We start from the raw sequence: 14226 nt of genomic DNA on the forward strand, positions 1-14226 counted from the left end.
TGAAGCCCGCGGGCCGAGGCCCGCGGGCGGGTCAGATCAGTTCAGGTCAGGTCAGGTGCTGTTCGCGGCGAGCCAGCGCTGGTGGAGCTCCCGCTGGCGCTGCTCGGCGCGCTGCGCCACGGTCTCGTCGACCGGGACGGTGAGCAGCGCGTCGGCGAACTGCCGCAGGTGCCCGACGAACACCTTGCCGGCCGGGGTCAGCGCGTCGGAGGACTCCACCGACAGCAGGCTCCGGTCGACCTGTAGCCGGGCATCCGCGAACTCCTGCTCGGCCGCGTCGGTGACGCCGTCGACGCCGCGCAGGGCCCGCCAGGTGTCCGCGACACCAACGAACGCGTAGACGCCCTGCAGCAGCCCGCCCAGGGGCCTGGGATCGGTCCGCCACGGCGCGAAGTACCGCCGCTCGTCGTCGGGGTCGCTCAGCGGGGTCACGTCCAGCAACGCGCTGAGCTTCGAATGCTGATACTCGTGCACGAGCGTGACCGCGAAGTCCGCGGCGGTGGTCGGCCGGGTCAGCCCGAACACGCCGAACACGTGCCGGATGGTGGCGCTGCGGGACGAGTTGTCGTCCGCCCGCAACGGCACGAGCGCGCGCAGCCCGGCGGCGATCTCGGCGGCCCGGCCCGGGATGCGCTCGGCGAGCAGCCGCCAGGCCTGGCCGAACAACTCCTGCCACACCGCGAACTCGGCCTCCGACAGCCGTGGCGCCGGTGGCGCGTGGTAGCCGTGCCGGTAGGGGTCGACGTCGTCGAGCGCCAGCTTGATGCCGATCCCGCCGGCCGTGGCCCGCAGGAAGCGGACGGGCTGCCAGCCTGGACCGTCCCCGGCCTGGCCCGCCGTCAGGTCGCCGTCCGGCTGGAGGGCGGAGGTCGGCACCGTGCGTGGCCCGTGGCCGGCGTCGACGGTGATGGTGCCGCCGGCGGTGCGCACCCGGGCGGTTTCGGCGTCGCCGACCGTGAGCAGGCCCAGCCCCGGCAGCGCGACGGTGCCGTCGCGGACCGGTGCCTCGACCTCGACGTCGACGCCGGCCGCCGCGCAGGCGACCGCGGCGACCGCACCGAGGTGCCTGACGTCCGCCGGCTCGGCGAGCCCCTGTCCCGCGGCCCGGCACGCGATCGCGACCCAGGCGCCGACCAGCGGTGCGCCCAGCACCCGCCCCGCGGCGTCCGGCGCCGCGCTCCGCGCCGCCTCGATCGCCTCGACCAGGCGGTCACGTTCGCCGGTGGGGCCAGGCCACTGCCGCAGCAGGTGCGCGATCCGCAGCAGGTGCTTGCTCAACTGGGCCTCGGCCAGTGCCCGGGACGCGGCCGGGCCGCCGGTGCTCTCCGCCAGGTCGCTGAGCAGCTCCGCGGGCAGCTGGTGGTAGTCGTTCGTGCTCATCCTGAAACCGCTCCGGCGAGGGCCCGGGCGTCGGCGAGGACCCGCCCGCGCACGTGCTCGATGAACAGGAGAAGGTCCGCGCAGTACACGGACGGGTTGCGGAAGCCGGCACCCGGCCGGTACCGGTGCGCGTAGTGCCCGCCGCCGCAGATGCGGTGCACGGGGCAGGCGATGCACTGCTCGCCGAGCGCGGCCAGGCCGATCTGCCGCGCCACGACGCCGGGATGGCCCAGCGCGGCATCGAACTCGTCGTGTTGCACGTGCAGGCCGGTGGCGCACGCGCCCGGGTAGGCCGACTTCAGCGCGTCGATCTGCTCGATCGCGCCGTCGGACTCGACCACGAGGAGGGCCGCCGGGCTGAGCCCGACCTGCTCGGAACGGGACGCACCGCCGAGCGTGAGATCGATCACGCTCTCGAAGAGCCGGACCGGCACCGGGTCCGGGTCGTCATACCAGGCGTCGAACGCGCCGACCAGCCACGCGCCGAAGCCGGCGGACCCGACCGGCCGGTCCGGTGGCGCGCCCCAGTTGGCGTGCGGCAGGAGAAAGTCGATCGCCGGCGGGTCGAACGCACGCAGGCGCTGATAGCACGCGACGGGATCGGTGTCGGGTGCGACGGTGCAGAGCACGCCGCCGAAGCCGCCCCGGTGCTCGGGGCGGGCGAGCAGCTCCAACGCCCGGCTGACCGCGCCGTAGGTGCCTTTGCCGGCGTGGGTGACGCGGTAACGGTCGTGGTCCTCGGCGATGCCGTCGACGCTCACGGCGACGGTGATGTCATGCCGCCGCAGTTCGCGCAGCGCCGCCTCGCCGAGCAGGACGCCGTTGGTCTGCATGCCGATGCGCAGCTCACAGGAGTCCGGCAGCGCGGCCCGCAGCTCTTCGGCGAGCCGGCCGAGCTTCGCGGCGCCGAGCAGCATCGGCTCGCCGCCGTGCAGGATGACCCGGACGCGGCGCAGCCCGTGGGTGCGCACGTGCCGGCCCAGGCGCTGCGTCATCGCGGTGAACACCTCGGCCGGCATGACGGCCGGCCGGTCCCGCCACGTCTGGTCGGCGTGGGTGTACACGTAGCAGTAGGAACACGCGAGGTTGCACCGCTGGTGGACCTTGACGATCACCTCCTGGAACGGCGTTGGCCGCCAGCCCTCGGCGAGCTGAGCGGCCACGTCGAGATCGTCGTTCGGCCAGGCGGCCGAGGTCATGACTTGTCGATGAACGAACTGAACGCGGACAGCACCCCGTTCGGATCCTCAAGACTTGCCTGCAGTCGCCGGATGGACCGGACGACCGGCGAGTCGGGTTGTGCTCCAATCATTGTGATCAGTGGGACGGTCGTAACGTCGACGAGGCCGGCGTCGTGCGGCCCGTCGCTCGTGATCGATCCAGAAGCGCCACCCACCGGTCGTCCTCCACGGCTGAAGTGAGATGTCTCCGGCATGCCTGTCTACCCCCCGAGAACAACGCCTGAAAAGCGGCCGGACGGACCTCATTCTTTGAGGCCCGACGCAAACGCTCTACGAGTCGGTTGATCATGACGTCATTGGGTGGCGAACATTTGACAACACTTGCCAAGGACTGCCAGCGCCTTACGGCAGCGGTGGCTCCAGCACGCAGTCGATCCTGTCGCCCCGTGTCACTGCCACCGAGATCGGATGACCCGGTCCGTACACGTCGGCAATCCGCGGCACGACCTGTTGACGGATGCCCGCCGCGGCACTGTCGATTGCCAGATTAGCCTCGGCGGCGACGCGGTCCGGGTGGTCTGCGCGGTGATGCACCCGTTTCGCAAGCACGACGGCCCGCCGGGACGCCGCGAGGCGCTCCGGGTGCCCGATCCGGGCGTAGTCGGAGGCCAGGTTCACCGCCGCCGCCACCGAGAACGGGTGATCGCGTCCCACCTTGTCCAGCAGCGACTCGATGCTGGCACCGTCGATGCGCATCGCCTGCTTGTGCTCGCCGCGGGCCCGCAGCACGTTGGCAAGGTTGATCTCGGCCGCCACGGTGAGGGGATTGCGGGCACCGAACACCTCGCGGTAGCTGGCGTGCACCAGTGTCGCCTCGTGCGTGGCCTCGTCGACCCGGCCGAGCAGGTGCAGCGTGTTCGCGTGGCTCATCTGCACGGCGAGGGTGTATTCGTGCCGCTCGCCGAAGAGCTCCGCGCATTCGGTGCGGGAGAACTTCAGCATGTCCAGCGCCTCGACCAGCCCGCCGGTCCCGCGCCGGGCCAGCGCGAACGCCCGCCGGGCGAGCACCAGCCCCCGGTCCATGCGGGTCTGGGGGCGCGTCTGTACCCCGGCCACCATGGGCTCGACCTCGTCGAGGACGTCCTGGTAGCGGCCCTGCCCGTTGAGGTCCTCGGCGAGCGCGTTCACCGACAGCAGGGTCCGCCAGTTGCCGTCGCGGAAGGTGCGCCGGTGCTGTTCCAGTGCGCTGCGGTCCAGCTTCTCCGCCGCGGTGAAGTCACCCGTGAGCCGGAGGCTGATCGCGAGGTTGTGCCGGCTCATCGTGGTGCGGGGGTGATCGGCACCGAAGCTGGTCTGGCAGCGTTCGAGGGTCTCCTCGTCGAACTCGCGCGCCCGCTGGTAGTCACCGGAGATCCGCAGGTCGGCGGCCCGGCTGGCGGCCATGGCGAGGGTGTAGCGGTGCTCCTCGCCGTAGAGCGGATCTACCCGGAGCTGGCTCATCGCACCTCGGGTGAGCTCACCCGCTTTCTCATACCGGCCCACCGCGCGCAGGGCGTTCGCCCATTCCTGCGAGGTCCGCAGCACCAGATGATCGTCCTGCGCGGGGTCGTTGTCGACCCGCCAGGTGAGGTACGCCCACTCGCCGAGCCGGCACGCCTCGGCGTGGTCACCGAGGAGGTAGCGGAAGCGGATCTGGTGGTACACGACCTCGCGGGCGCCGCTGTTGCGGGCCACCACCAGCGCGGTCGCCTCCACGTGCGCCGCGATCTCCCAGTACAGCTCCGCCGATTCGGTCTTCTCGTCGGGCCAGCCGGGATCGGCGGCGGCCAGCAGCGCGTGCGCGTGGCCGCGGGCCCGGGCGACCTCCTCCGTGGTCAGCGCGCGCCGCGCGACGAGCCTCGCCAGCGGCATCACCTCGACCCGCCGGCCATCGCTCGTGAGCCGGGCCAGACCGTGCCGGCAGAGCTCGGCGATCGCCTTGCTCAGGGCGACCTCGCCGCGCAGCGCCTCGGCGAGGTCGGGTTCCACCTGGGCGTTCACGCCCCGCCCGAGCAGCTCCTTGGAGACCGGCACAGGGGCGAGGCAGGCCAGCGTCTCCAGCAGGCGCAGCGCCGGGGTGCTCGCGGCCTCGAGCCGGTCCAGGACGAACAGCAGCGCCCGTGACGCGCTGCGCCCATATCCTTCCGCCGCAACGGTGGTCAGCCGGTCGGCCGGGTTCACGCCGTCGGCCACGTCCAGCGGCGTCCTGGTCGCCCGCCACCAGGCCAGCGCCTGCCGCAGCGCCAGCGGGGCCTGCCCGTACGTGTCGATGACGCCCCGGATCCGCTCGGCGGTCGCGTCCGGCTCATGCTGGCGTAACAGCTCCTCCGCCTCGTCGAGGTCGAGGTCGGGCACCTCGATCCCGACGCTCGACACGTCGCTGCCGAGGACCGGGTCGCACGTGGTGATGATGACGTGCCCGCCGTTGGGCACGAGCCGCAGCAGGTCCGGGCCGTCGAGGCCGTCGAAGACCATCAGGTACGGAAACCCCTGCGCCTCCAGCCGGTCCAGCAGCAGCCGCACGGTCCGCTCCACGCGGTGGTGTGGCTCGACCCCGAGGACGACCGCCAGCTCGATCAGCGACGCCTGCGCGGCCTCGGCGGTGGCCGACGGCACCCACCACACGGGACGCTCGTCGTCGGCGTGCCGCTCGAGGTGCTGCAGGACGGCCTGGGTCTTGCCCGCGCCGACCGGGCCGTGCAGCACCAGCCGCACGTCGGCGCCGGCCGCGAGCGCCGCGCGCATCGCCTCCAGCAGCGCACCGCGGCCGACGAACCCCGGTGCGGCCGGTGGGCGCACCCCGATGAGCGGGGTGACGTCGTCCAGGGTCAAGGTGGGCGGCGGCAACGCCGGCGCCGGCTGGGGCTGGGCCGGGATGACGGCCACCGGCGCGTCCTGGATCTCGTGCCGGGCCCCCCGCCACAGCTCGATCGTCTGCTGCTCCAGCGCCGTGAGGTCGTATTCGAACGGCGCCATCATCGCCATCACGTGCAGCATCGATCTGACCTTCTCCCAGGCGGGCACCGTGCCGGCCCGCAATGTCGCACTCACCGTTTCGTGCGACACGGACTGGAATTCACCCGGGGGCAGATCGATCGTGGCCTTCGCGATCACCCGTGCGGCCGGCTGGCCGGCCGCGTCATAGAGTGCGTGGATCGCGGTGACGAAGCCGCGCAGTGGACCTTCGGGGACCTTGTCTAGACCCGGCAATGCGATAGCCACGTCAGTACGCTCCGGACCTCGGGTCGCCTCGTCAAGTTTTGTCAATGGCAAGGATTTCACGGGACGCTCGGCGTTCACAATGCCCGTGCCGAGCCAAATTCGTACAGCACTTGGCAAATTCAGATGGAGAACGTGCCGGCACCCCGAGGTTACCGCCCGCCCGGCATTGTGGATCATCCGGCTCCGTCAATAGCCGCCCTATCGGCGCAAACGCTGGACAGGAAAGGGGCGAATTGGCACCGTCAAGACATGTCGTTTCGGGTCGGTAATCCTTTCGCCTGACCGCCGCGCAATTCAGCCTCGTGACGTAACCCAATCGGACATCCCGCGGCGGCCATTCAGGGGGAGAGCAGCTGCTCCCGCAGGACCGCGGTGAGCTGGTCCAGCGGCAGCGTGCCCTTCTCGGAGAGGACGGTGAGCGTCTGGTACGCCGGATCTGCCGGATGCGCGAGCGCGATGACGGCGACCGGTTCGGTGTAGTGGTTCGCGGAGTTCGTGTACTCCGAATAGGACTGGGTGAAGGCGGTCGCGTCGCCGAGCGGCGTGGGCACGGTGACGGCGCCGGCACGGAGGTCGGCGGGAATGTCCGCGGCCGTGCGGTAGACGCCGTGGCGGCCGTTGATGCGCTGTCCGTCCCCGGCGGGGCAGGTGGTGGCGTATGCGACGAGCCGGATCGTGCGGCCCGAGCCGAGGTCGACCACCGTGTCGAAGCCGGGGCAACCGCCCGGTCCGGACTCGCGCGGCAGGAGCCGCTGGCCCGCGCCGAGCTGGATGCGGAACGGCACGGGCCCGCCGGCCGGCGCCACCGTCGGTGACGTGACCGGGTCCGGGCTCGTGACGGGATCCGGGCTCCGGTGCGGCTGGACCTCCGCGCCGCGGCAGCCGCCAACGGCGAGGGCGGCCATGGCCACCACGACGGTCATCGGGCCCGCCGCGGCGGTCGTGAGAATGCTGCGAGACATGCCACCTCCGACGCACGACCCGGCCGCCGGCGTTCCCCGCTGTCAGCTTCACGACCGGCCGCGGTGCCCCGCCCGCCGCAGTGCCCCGCCCGCCGCGGGTCAGGCGGCGTTCAGTGCGCGGCCGAGGGTGGCGGCGAGGGCGTGGCCGGCGCTGCCGTCGGGGTCCAGGTCCGGATTGTAGATCGTGATCTCGAAGCCGACCGCCCGGCCGCTGCGCATCGCGGTGGCCAGCACGGCGCCCAGCTCGTCCCAGCTCAACCCGCCGGCCAGCCGGTAGTCGACGGCGGGCATGAGCGCGTCGTCGACCACGTCGGCGTCGACGTGCACCCAGAACCCGTCGAGGTCGGGGCGGGCGACGTGGGCCACCGCCTCGGCGGCCGCCCGTTCCACGCCGGTGCGCCGTACCCGGTCGAGGTCCCACGACCGCAGCCCGGCCGGCAGCGGCGCACAGCCGGCGGCGGCCTGCTCCGCCGCGTCGCGCAGGCCGAACGCGGCGACGTCCCCGTCCCGGACCAGCGGCCCGCCGCCGTCGAGGTCGGCGAGCAGCGCCGGACCGCGACCCGTCGCGAACGCCAGCTCCATCGACGCCGCCTCGGCCTCGGGGTCGGTGTCCGGCTGGTAGAAGTCGGCGTGCCCGTCCAGGAACAGCAGCCCGTGCCGCCCGCGCGGCCGCAGCGCCAGCAGGCTGCCGAGCAGGATCGAGCAGTCGCCGCCGAGCACGACCGGGAACTCGCCGCGGTCGAGGACCGCCCCGACGGCCGTGGCGAGCCGGCGCGCGTAGCCGGCGACACCGGCGGCGTTGCGGACGCCGGTGACCGGGTCCACGCCCGCGCTGCGCGGTGACGGCTCGACCCGGCCGGCGGAGCGCGCGCCGAGCACCGTCCCGAGCCCGGCGGCGAGCAGCGCGTCGGGCAGCCCGGCCACCCCGTCGGTCTGCAACCCCAGTGCCGACGGGGCGGCGATCACCGCGAACGCCGGACGGTGCATCCCGGTGCCTCCGATCGTCGGCTGTCACCGTCGACGGTAGCGGTCCCGGGTGCGTGCGCGACGGAAGCCGGCGCCGTGGAGCGCGGGCCGGTGCGACAGCGGCTCGACAGGGCGGCCGCGCACCGTGAGGGAGCCGGCGGGACGGGCCTGCCGGCCTACGCGTTGGCCGCAACGGGCCCGGGCCGGCGGGCGGGCGCGGATCCGCGGAGTGGCTATGGCAGGCCGGCCGCCGGCGTACCGTCGAGGGAGATCACGCGCCGGCGGGCCGATGTGCGGCGGGTGGTCGGCAGCAATGCCGGGCAGCGATGCCGGGAAGGTAGCGGCCACATGAGCACGCGGACCCGGGCGCCAGGTGACCGCCGGCGGCGATGGCCGCTACGGGCGTATCTGGTCGGCCTGCTGGCGCTGTTCGTGGCCGCGGCCGGGGCCGGCATCTGCTCCGGCTGGCTGCAGGCCCGGCACGACGCCGTCTCCATGGCCCGGCAGGACGCCTCGGTGGGGGCCGCGCTGGCGGCGCGGCAGCTCGAGGAGAGCCTCACCATCGTGCGCGGCACCGTGGAGTCGCTCGCCGCCAACCCGGGCGTGGGGCAGGTGTTCACGGACCCGGGCTCCTGCCGGTTGACGTTCTCCCTCGGCGGTGCCGATGACGGGCACGTGGACGTCCTGCGCCAGGACGGGACCGTCGTGTGCTCGTCGAGGCCGCCGCTGGACCGCCGGGAGGCCGACGCCTACGCGGAGGCCGCCTGGCTGCCGGACGCGGCTCGCACGCCGTACACCGTGGCGCCGGTGCAGGACGGCCGCACCGGGCGTCCCGCGGCCCTGTTCACCGCGGCGATCCCCGGACTGGGTCTGGTGGTGGCCTTCGTCGACCTGGTGGCGCTGGGCGCGGCGGCGGGCAAGCTGTTCGGCGGGTCCCGCCACCTCGAGTTCATGATCACCACTGAGGACCGCGCGACCGTGCTGACGCGCTCGCCCGACGGCCTGCGGTGGGCCGGCACCCGGGTGCGCGACAGCCGCTTCAGCGGACCCGGCGGCGACGGTACGGGCGTGGACGTGGCCGGGCTGCCCCGCCTCTACGGGAGGGCGGCCGTCGAAGGCGTCGGCTGGCAGGTGTTCGCGGGCGCCAGCCGGTCGACGGCGCTGGCGGCCGCCGACCGGCTGGCGCTGCACCAGGCGCTGGTCGTGGCGCTGGGCCTGCTCGCCGGGCTGATGGCCACGCTGGTGGTGCAGCGGCGGGTCACCGGGCCGATCGGCAACCTGCGCGCCGCCGTGCGCAGCGCCACCACGTCGGGCAACCTGGACGCGACCGTCGCGGTCACCGGCCCGCGGGAGGTCGCCGAGCTCGGCGAGGAGTTCACCGCGCTGCTCGCCACCGTCGACCGGGAGCTGCAGGAACGCCGGCGCGCCGAGGAGTCCGCCCGGGAGCACGAACGCAACTACCGCCAGATGTTCGACGCCAGCCCGTTCCCGGTGGTGCTGTTCGACCCCGGTACCCTCGACATCGTCGCCGTCAACGACGCCGCCGTGGCGTATTACGGCCGGCCGCGCGACGCGTTGCTCACGATGCCGTTCACCGGCCTCTGCCCGTCCGAGGACGCGGCGGCGGTGACCTCCGGTTTCGTGGCGGCCGCGCCGGTCGAACGCGACCGGCCGCAACGCCACCTCAAGGACGACGGCACGATCACCGAGGTGAGTGTCACCTCCTACCTGACGTCGTTCGCCGGGCGGAAGGTCCGCTGCGCCGTCGTCACCGACGTGACCGAACGCGAGCACCTGCAACGGCGGCTGCGGCAGTCCGACCGCCTCGAGAGCCTCGGCCAGCTCGCCGCCGGCGTCGCCCACGACTTCAACAACCTCATCGGCATCATCAACGGCTACGCGGGCATCGCCGCCGCCGACCTCGAGGCGGCCGCCGCCGCGGACCCCGCCTGGCGGACCCTGCACGCCGACCTCACCGAGATCGTCGCGGCCGGCGACCGGGCGACCGCGCTCACCCGGCAGCTGCTGTCCTTCTCCCGCGCCGACCCCGCGCCGGAGGCGCGCACCCTGGACCTGAACGGCATCGTCACCGACCTCGACACGCTGTTGCGGCGGGCCGTCGGCGAGGACGTCACCGTGGTCACCCACCTCACCGCGGCGCCGTGGCCGATCCGGGCCGACCCCGGCCGGCTCGAACAGGTCCTGGTCAACCTCGCGGTCAACGCCCGCGACGCGATGCCCGGCGGCGGCACCCTCACCATCGAGACCGCGCCGGTCACCGTCGACGAGCACTACGCCGCCCAGCACCCTGGCGCGCGGACCGGCCGGTACATGCGGCTGCGGGTCAGTGACACCGGCACCGGCATGAGCAAGGCCACCATGGAACGGGCCTTCGAACCGTTCTTCACCACGAAACCCAAGGGCCACGGCACCGGCCTGGGACTGGCCACCATCTACGGCATCATCACCCAGGCCGGCGGCCACACCCAGATCTACTCCGAACCCGGCCACGGCACCACCATCACCGCGCTGCTCCCGGCCACCGACCACGGCACCGAGCCAGACACGGCACCCGAGGAGCTCCACCGCTCCGGCGACGGGGAGACGATCCTGCTCGTCGAGGACGACGACAGCCTTCGCGCGATCACCGAACGCATCCTGCACCGCGACGGCTACACGGTCCTGTCGGCCGCGTCCGTCACCGACGCCCGGCGGCTCGCCGCCACCCATCCCGGCGTCGACCTGCTGCTCACCGACGTGATCCTGCCCGACATGCACGGCCCCGGCCTCGCCGCCACCCTGCGCGCGGCGCATCCCGGCCTGCCCGTGGTCTACCTGTCCGGGTACACCGAAACGGTCCTCGCCACCCGCAGCACCATCCCGGCCGGCGCGACCCTGCTCACCAAGCCGGTCAGCGCCCACCAGCTCCTGCGGACCGTGGCCCGTGCCCTGGACGGCACCTACTCCACCGCGGACGCGCAGCCACACTGACCGCGCCGCCGGGGTCAGCCGGCGTCGGTCAGGATCACCGCGCGCGCGTCGACGTTGACGACGTGGCCGTCGCCGAGCCTCGCCGTCGGCTGGCTCCAGTGCACGTGGCCGCAGAAGGTGAGGGCCGGGGGACGGCGTTCGAGCAGACCCCGGACGGCGGCGTTGCCGAGCTGGTCCGGGGTGGCACCGGCCGGGCCCTCGTGCAGCAGCAGCACGTCCGTCGGCGCCGCCGCGACCTTCTTGACGAGGGCCAGGAAGTCCTTCTCGGTACGCCGCATCGGGCGGGCCGGGTCGCCGATGACCCCGCCGACGCCGGCGAACGTGTGCCCGCCGAAGGCGCGCCGGTCGCCGTCGAGCAGGGTCAGGTCGGGGCCGAGGTCGGCGACCTGGGCGGCGGTCACCTGGTCGTGGTTGCCGGCGACGCCGAGGACGAGGCGGCAGCCGGCCGCGGCGAACGCCAGCCACACGTCGGCGACAGCGCCGGACGCGCCGCGGACGTCGGCGGCGGGCGCGGAGTACAGGTCGCCGGTCAGCAGCACCCCGACCTCGTCCGGCGGCGGCAGCAGCCCGCCGTCGGCCCACACGGTGAGGTAGTCGGCGAGCGCGATGCCGAGCAGGCCCGGCGCGCCGCCGAACGGTGACGCCGCGACGCCCTGCAGGTCGCCGGTGGCGATCAGCGCACGGCACCCGGCCGGCAGCGCGTCGACCCGCAGCCGGTCGACGGTCAGCTGGACGTGCTGGGTGCCGCCGCCGGGGCCGGCCGCCTGGTAGGGGATCGTCGCCAGCCGCTCAGGTCGCTCGTCGAGCAGCCGCATCGCCGCTCAGTCCAGCACCCGGCGCTGCAGGAACCTCCACTGCGGCCGGGCGGTGAGCCGGGCCCGCACGCCGTCGGCGTCGGGGCACTTGTTGACGAACAGCAGGAACCGCGCGAGGGGGAAGTCCGGCAGCTGGAGATATCCGCCGGAGCTGTCGTGCAGGTCGTTGGGCTGCAGCACCAGGCGGCCGCCGCCGAAGGGCTGCCCGGACGCCACGAAATGGGGGCCGACATAGTCGCTGTCGTGCGCTTCCCACACGACGCCCAGGACCTCGGCGAGCCCGTCCGGCTCGCCGCCGAGGTCGTCGGCGCCGAACCCGTACACGTCATAGATGGCTGGCAATGCAAATCCCGTTTCGCCGTGGGTCGGGGCGGTGGCCCGAACCGGTCAGAACCATACCCTGATGGTCGGACGGCGAGCGACCGCGTCGTCCATCGTCCGGAAGATCATCAGATGCAGCGGCCGGCCGGCGTCCGCGGACGCGCGGGCGACGATGTCGTCCAAACCCAGCGCGTGCAGGTCGGCGTCGCTCAGGGGACCGGTGGACACGCCGTCGCCGCGGAAGGCGATCCCGCGTTCGCGGGCCGCGGCGTAGATCGACTCGCCGGAGATGGCGACGTCGTAGTCGCTGGTGCGGCCCTGGTCGAACGGCGACCCGTCGTCCGCGCTGCGGCCGGTGACTGCGCTGCCCTGGAAGCCCATGTCCAGATCCGGGTACTGCTCCCGCATCTGGTCGCGGACCCGGGTCGAGTACTGCTGGAAGTCATGGAAGTCGCGGAAGCCCTCCGGCACGTTCGGGTTGCGCCGGGTGCCGCCGGTGGTCCCGCCGCCGCGGTTGCCGCCGCCACCGAGACGGCCGTCGTTCAACCGCTCCCCGGCGATCTCCTGTGCCCTGGGAACGTTGTCGGGCACGTCCCCGGAGCGGCGCCGCCGCGGTCCGGACCCGCCGCCGGTGCTGTCGTCGCCGCCCTTGGGCTTCTTCGGCTTCGCCACGGCCGTTACCCGTTGACCAGCCGCGACAGGTTGGTCAGGCTGGTCACGAGCGCCGAGGTGTAGCTCAGGATGCGCGCCCCCCATTTGAGGACCGCGGCGGCGATCTGCGCGGCGATCACCGGGATCGTGACGACGAAGATCGCCTCGACCGCCCACACGATGACCCGCGCCACCAGGTCGGCGATGAGGTCCCGCACGAGGTCGCGGGTGAACGCCACCAGATTCCCGGCAGCCTGCGTGGCCGCGGCCATCGCGGCCGAGATCCCGCTGAGCGCGTCGAGGCCGTCCACGTTGTTGATCATCAGCGACTGGTACGACATCTCGGCCGGCCCGTGCCAGTCGGGCATGTCGGCGCCCAGCCGCACCTGCAGGTCCTTGGCCATGCTCTGCAGCTCGGCGGCCATGTTGTCCCAGGTGGCGGCGTGCGAGGCGACCACGTCGGGCATGCCGGTGAGCTCGTCCAGGATGTGCCGCAGCGGCTCGAAGTATTCCATCGCCCAGCCGATCCCGCTGGCCAGCAGGGCGCTGAACGGGTCGATCACGGTCGAGGCGACCTCGAGGCCGAACGCGGCACCCGCCAGCAGGTCGTCGACCCAGCCCTCGCTGCGGATCGCGTCGACGAGGCCCTCGAAGCTGTCGGCCAGCCCGATGCCGGTCCACGCCTCCCGGGTCGAGTTGACGCCCGCGATCAATGAGCCGTCGGTCATCGCACCGCCCTCACCGGCCGGGGTCCAGCACGCGGTGCGCCTTGCCGACCAGGTCGGCGTTGTCGGCCTCGACCGCGTCGTAGTGGTCGGCGCTCTTGCGCAGCTGCTGCGCGACGAGGGTCAGGTTCTCCTCGGCGTAGGCGATCAGCTCGTCCTGCCGGGCGTGCCGGCCCTCCAGGATGCCCGACATCCACCCGCACAGCAGCCCATACGCGGCGTCGTTCTGCGCGATGTGCGCGCTGGCCGCCTTGACCGCGCCGAACCGCGCGTTGATCGTCTCGATGTTGCGTGCGTGGGTGCGTAGCTGCCCGGTGTCGACGCTCGAGGTGTCGTAGTCGCCCATCTCAGCGCTCCCATCCACCGAAGTGGCCCGGGTCCTGCTCCGGGCCGCGCAGCTGCTGACCGACGCGCTCGGCGATCGCCCGCCCCGCGGGGGAGTCGGTCCCGATCGTCTCGGCCAGGATCTCCTGCGCCCGGCCGGCCAGGACACCCTTGGCCTCCTGGATCGTCGCCATGATCGTCCTGGCGACGATGTCCGGGTCCACCCGCTGGATCCGCTGGCCCAGTCGCAGGTCGACCAGCCCGCCGGTCGAGTCGACCGTGACCTCGACCAGCCCGTTGGGGTCGGTGGCGCTCACCCGCAGCTCCTGCATGCGGTCGCTCATCGTCTTGGTGTCGGCGGCCAGCTTGTCGATCTGCCCACGCCACGCGGCAATGCGGTCCATCGCCCCGCCGGGGTCCAGGACGCCACCTCCGTCAGCAACGCCGGCCGTCATGTGTGCCCCCTCGATCGCCGCCCTCAGCCCGCGCCGCGCCGCCGGTCACATCGACGCGGATACGCGCTGGTCACACATCAAACCATGTCCGCGCGCGTCGCGTCGTCCCGCACGGCACCGCGACGCCCTGGCTTCGTTGGGAGTGATTTCAGCGAAATTGTCAGCCTTGATCTGGTCGGCCGCGATAGTGGACC

General features: G+C 73.1%; 12 protein-coding genes. 1 reads left to right on the top strand and 11 read right to left on the bottom strand.

The genetic code is table 11. The features are described from left to right. Positions 1-51: 51 nt before the first annotated feature. The 5 genes from AB0K00_RS48015 to AB0K00_RS48035 form a co-directional block, all read right to left on the bottom strand. Entirely contained in the window at positions 52-1380 is a 1329-nt protein-coding gene (locus AB0K00_RS48015) for an HEXXH motif domain-containing protein (RefSeq protein ID WP_363536624.1), read from the bottom strand. Continuing rightward, a complete protein-coding gene (locus AB0K00_RS48020) occupies positions 1377-2579 on the bottom strand; it encodes an FxsB family cyclophane-forming radical SAM/SPASM peptide maturase (protein ID WP_363536627.1) in 1203 nt (400 codons plus the stop codon). The genes AB0K00_RS48015 and AB0K00_RS48020 overlap by 4 nt, the downstream gene beginning before the upstream one ends. A gap of 384 nt (positions 2580-2963) precedes the next feature. Beyond that, positions 2964-5822 (bottom strand): FxSxx-COOH system tetratricopeptide repeat protein, encoded by a 2859-nt coding sequence (gene fxsT / locus AB0K00_RS48025; protein WP_363536630.1) that lies wholly within the window; start codon positions 5820-5822, stop codon positions 2964-2966. Between the two features lie 338 nt (positions 5823-6160). After that, positions 6161-6784, bottom strand: coding sequence for a hypothetical protein (locus tag AB0K00_RS48030; protein ID WP_363536633.1), 624 nt, complete (start codon positions 6782-6784; stop codon positions 6161-6163). Positions 6785-6883: 99 nt separating this feature from the next. Continuing rightward, positions 6884-7771, bottom strand: coding sequence for an arginase family protein (locus AB0K00_RS48035; protein WP_363536636.1), 888 nt, complete (start codon positions 7769-7771; stop codon positions 6884-6886). A gap of 327 nt (positions 7772-8098) precedes the next feature. Between AB0K00_RS48035 and AB0K00_RS48040 the strand changes: the two genes are divergently transcribed. Beyond that, positions 8099-10741 carry an ATP-binding protein gene (locus tag AB0K00_RS48040; RefSeq protein WP_363536639.1) on the top strand — a complete coding sequence of 881 codons (2643 nt, stop codon included), beginning with the start codon at positions 8099-8101 and terminating at the stop codon, positions 10739-10741. Positions 10742-10755: 14 nt separating this feature from the next. Here the strand turns inward: AB0K00_RS48040 and AB0K00_RS48045 are convergent, their stop codons facing one another. The 6 genes from AB0K00_RS48045 to AB0K00_RS48070 are packed head-to-tail and all read right to left on the bottom strand — an operon-like array spanning position 10756 to position 14032. Continuing rightward, complete coding sequence (locus tag AB0K00_RS48045) at positions 10756-11556, bottom strand: metallophosphoesterase (RefSeq protein ID WP_363536642.1); 801 nt, start codon at positions 11554-11556, stop codon at positions 10756-10758. Positions 11557-11562: 6 nt separating this feature from the next. Continuing rightward, a complete protein-coding gene (locus AB0K00_RS48050) occupies positions 11563-11898 on the bottom strand; it encodes a hypothetical protein (RefSeq protein ID WP_363536645.1) in 336 nt (111 codons plus the stop codon). A gap of 45 nt (positions 11899-11943) precedes the next feature. Continuing rightward, positions 11944-12549, bottom strand: coding sequence for a hypothetical protein (locus AB0K00_RS48055; protein WP_363536648.1), 606 nt, complete (start codon positions 12547-12549; stop codon positions 11944-11946). A 5-nt stretch (positions 12550-12554) separates the two neighbouring features. Then, positions 12555-13256 carry a hypothetical protein gene (locus AB0K00_RS48060; RefSeq protein ID WP_363536651.1) on the bottom strand — a complete coding sequence of 234 codons (702 nt, stop codon included), beginning with the start codon at positions 13254-13256 and terminating at the stop codon, positions 12555-12557. A 10-nt stretch (positions 13257-13266) separates the two neighbouring features. Next, positions 13267-13599 carry a type VII secretion target gene (locus tag AB0K00_RS48065; protein WP_363536654.1) on the bottom strand — a complete coding sequence of 111 codons (333 nt, stop codon included), beginning with the start codon at positions 13597-13599 and terminating at the stop codon, positions 13267-13269. Between the two features lies 1 nt (position 13600). Continuing rightward, positions 13601-14032 (bottom strand): YbaB/EbfC family nucleoid-associated protein, encoded by a 432-nt coding sequence (locus tag AB0K00_RS48070; RefSeq protein WP_363536657.1) that lies wholly within the window; start codon positions 14030-14032, stop codon positions 13601-13603. Positions 14033-14226: the final 194 nt, after the last annotated feature.

It is taken from the genome of Dactylosporangium sp. NPDC049525, from assembly GCF_040676755.1.
GTDB lineage: Bacteria > Actinomycetota > Actinomycetes > Mycobacteriales > Micromonosporaceae > Dactylosporangium.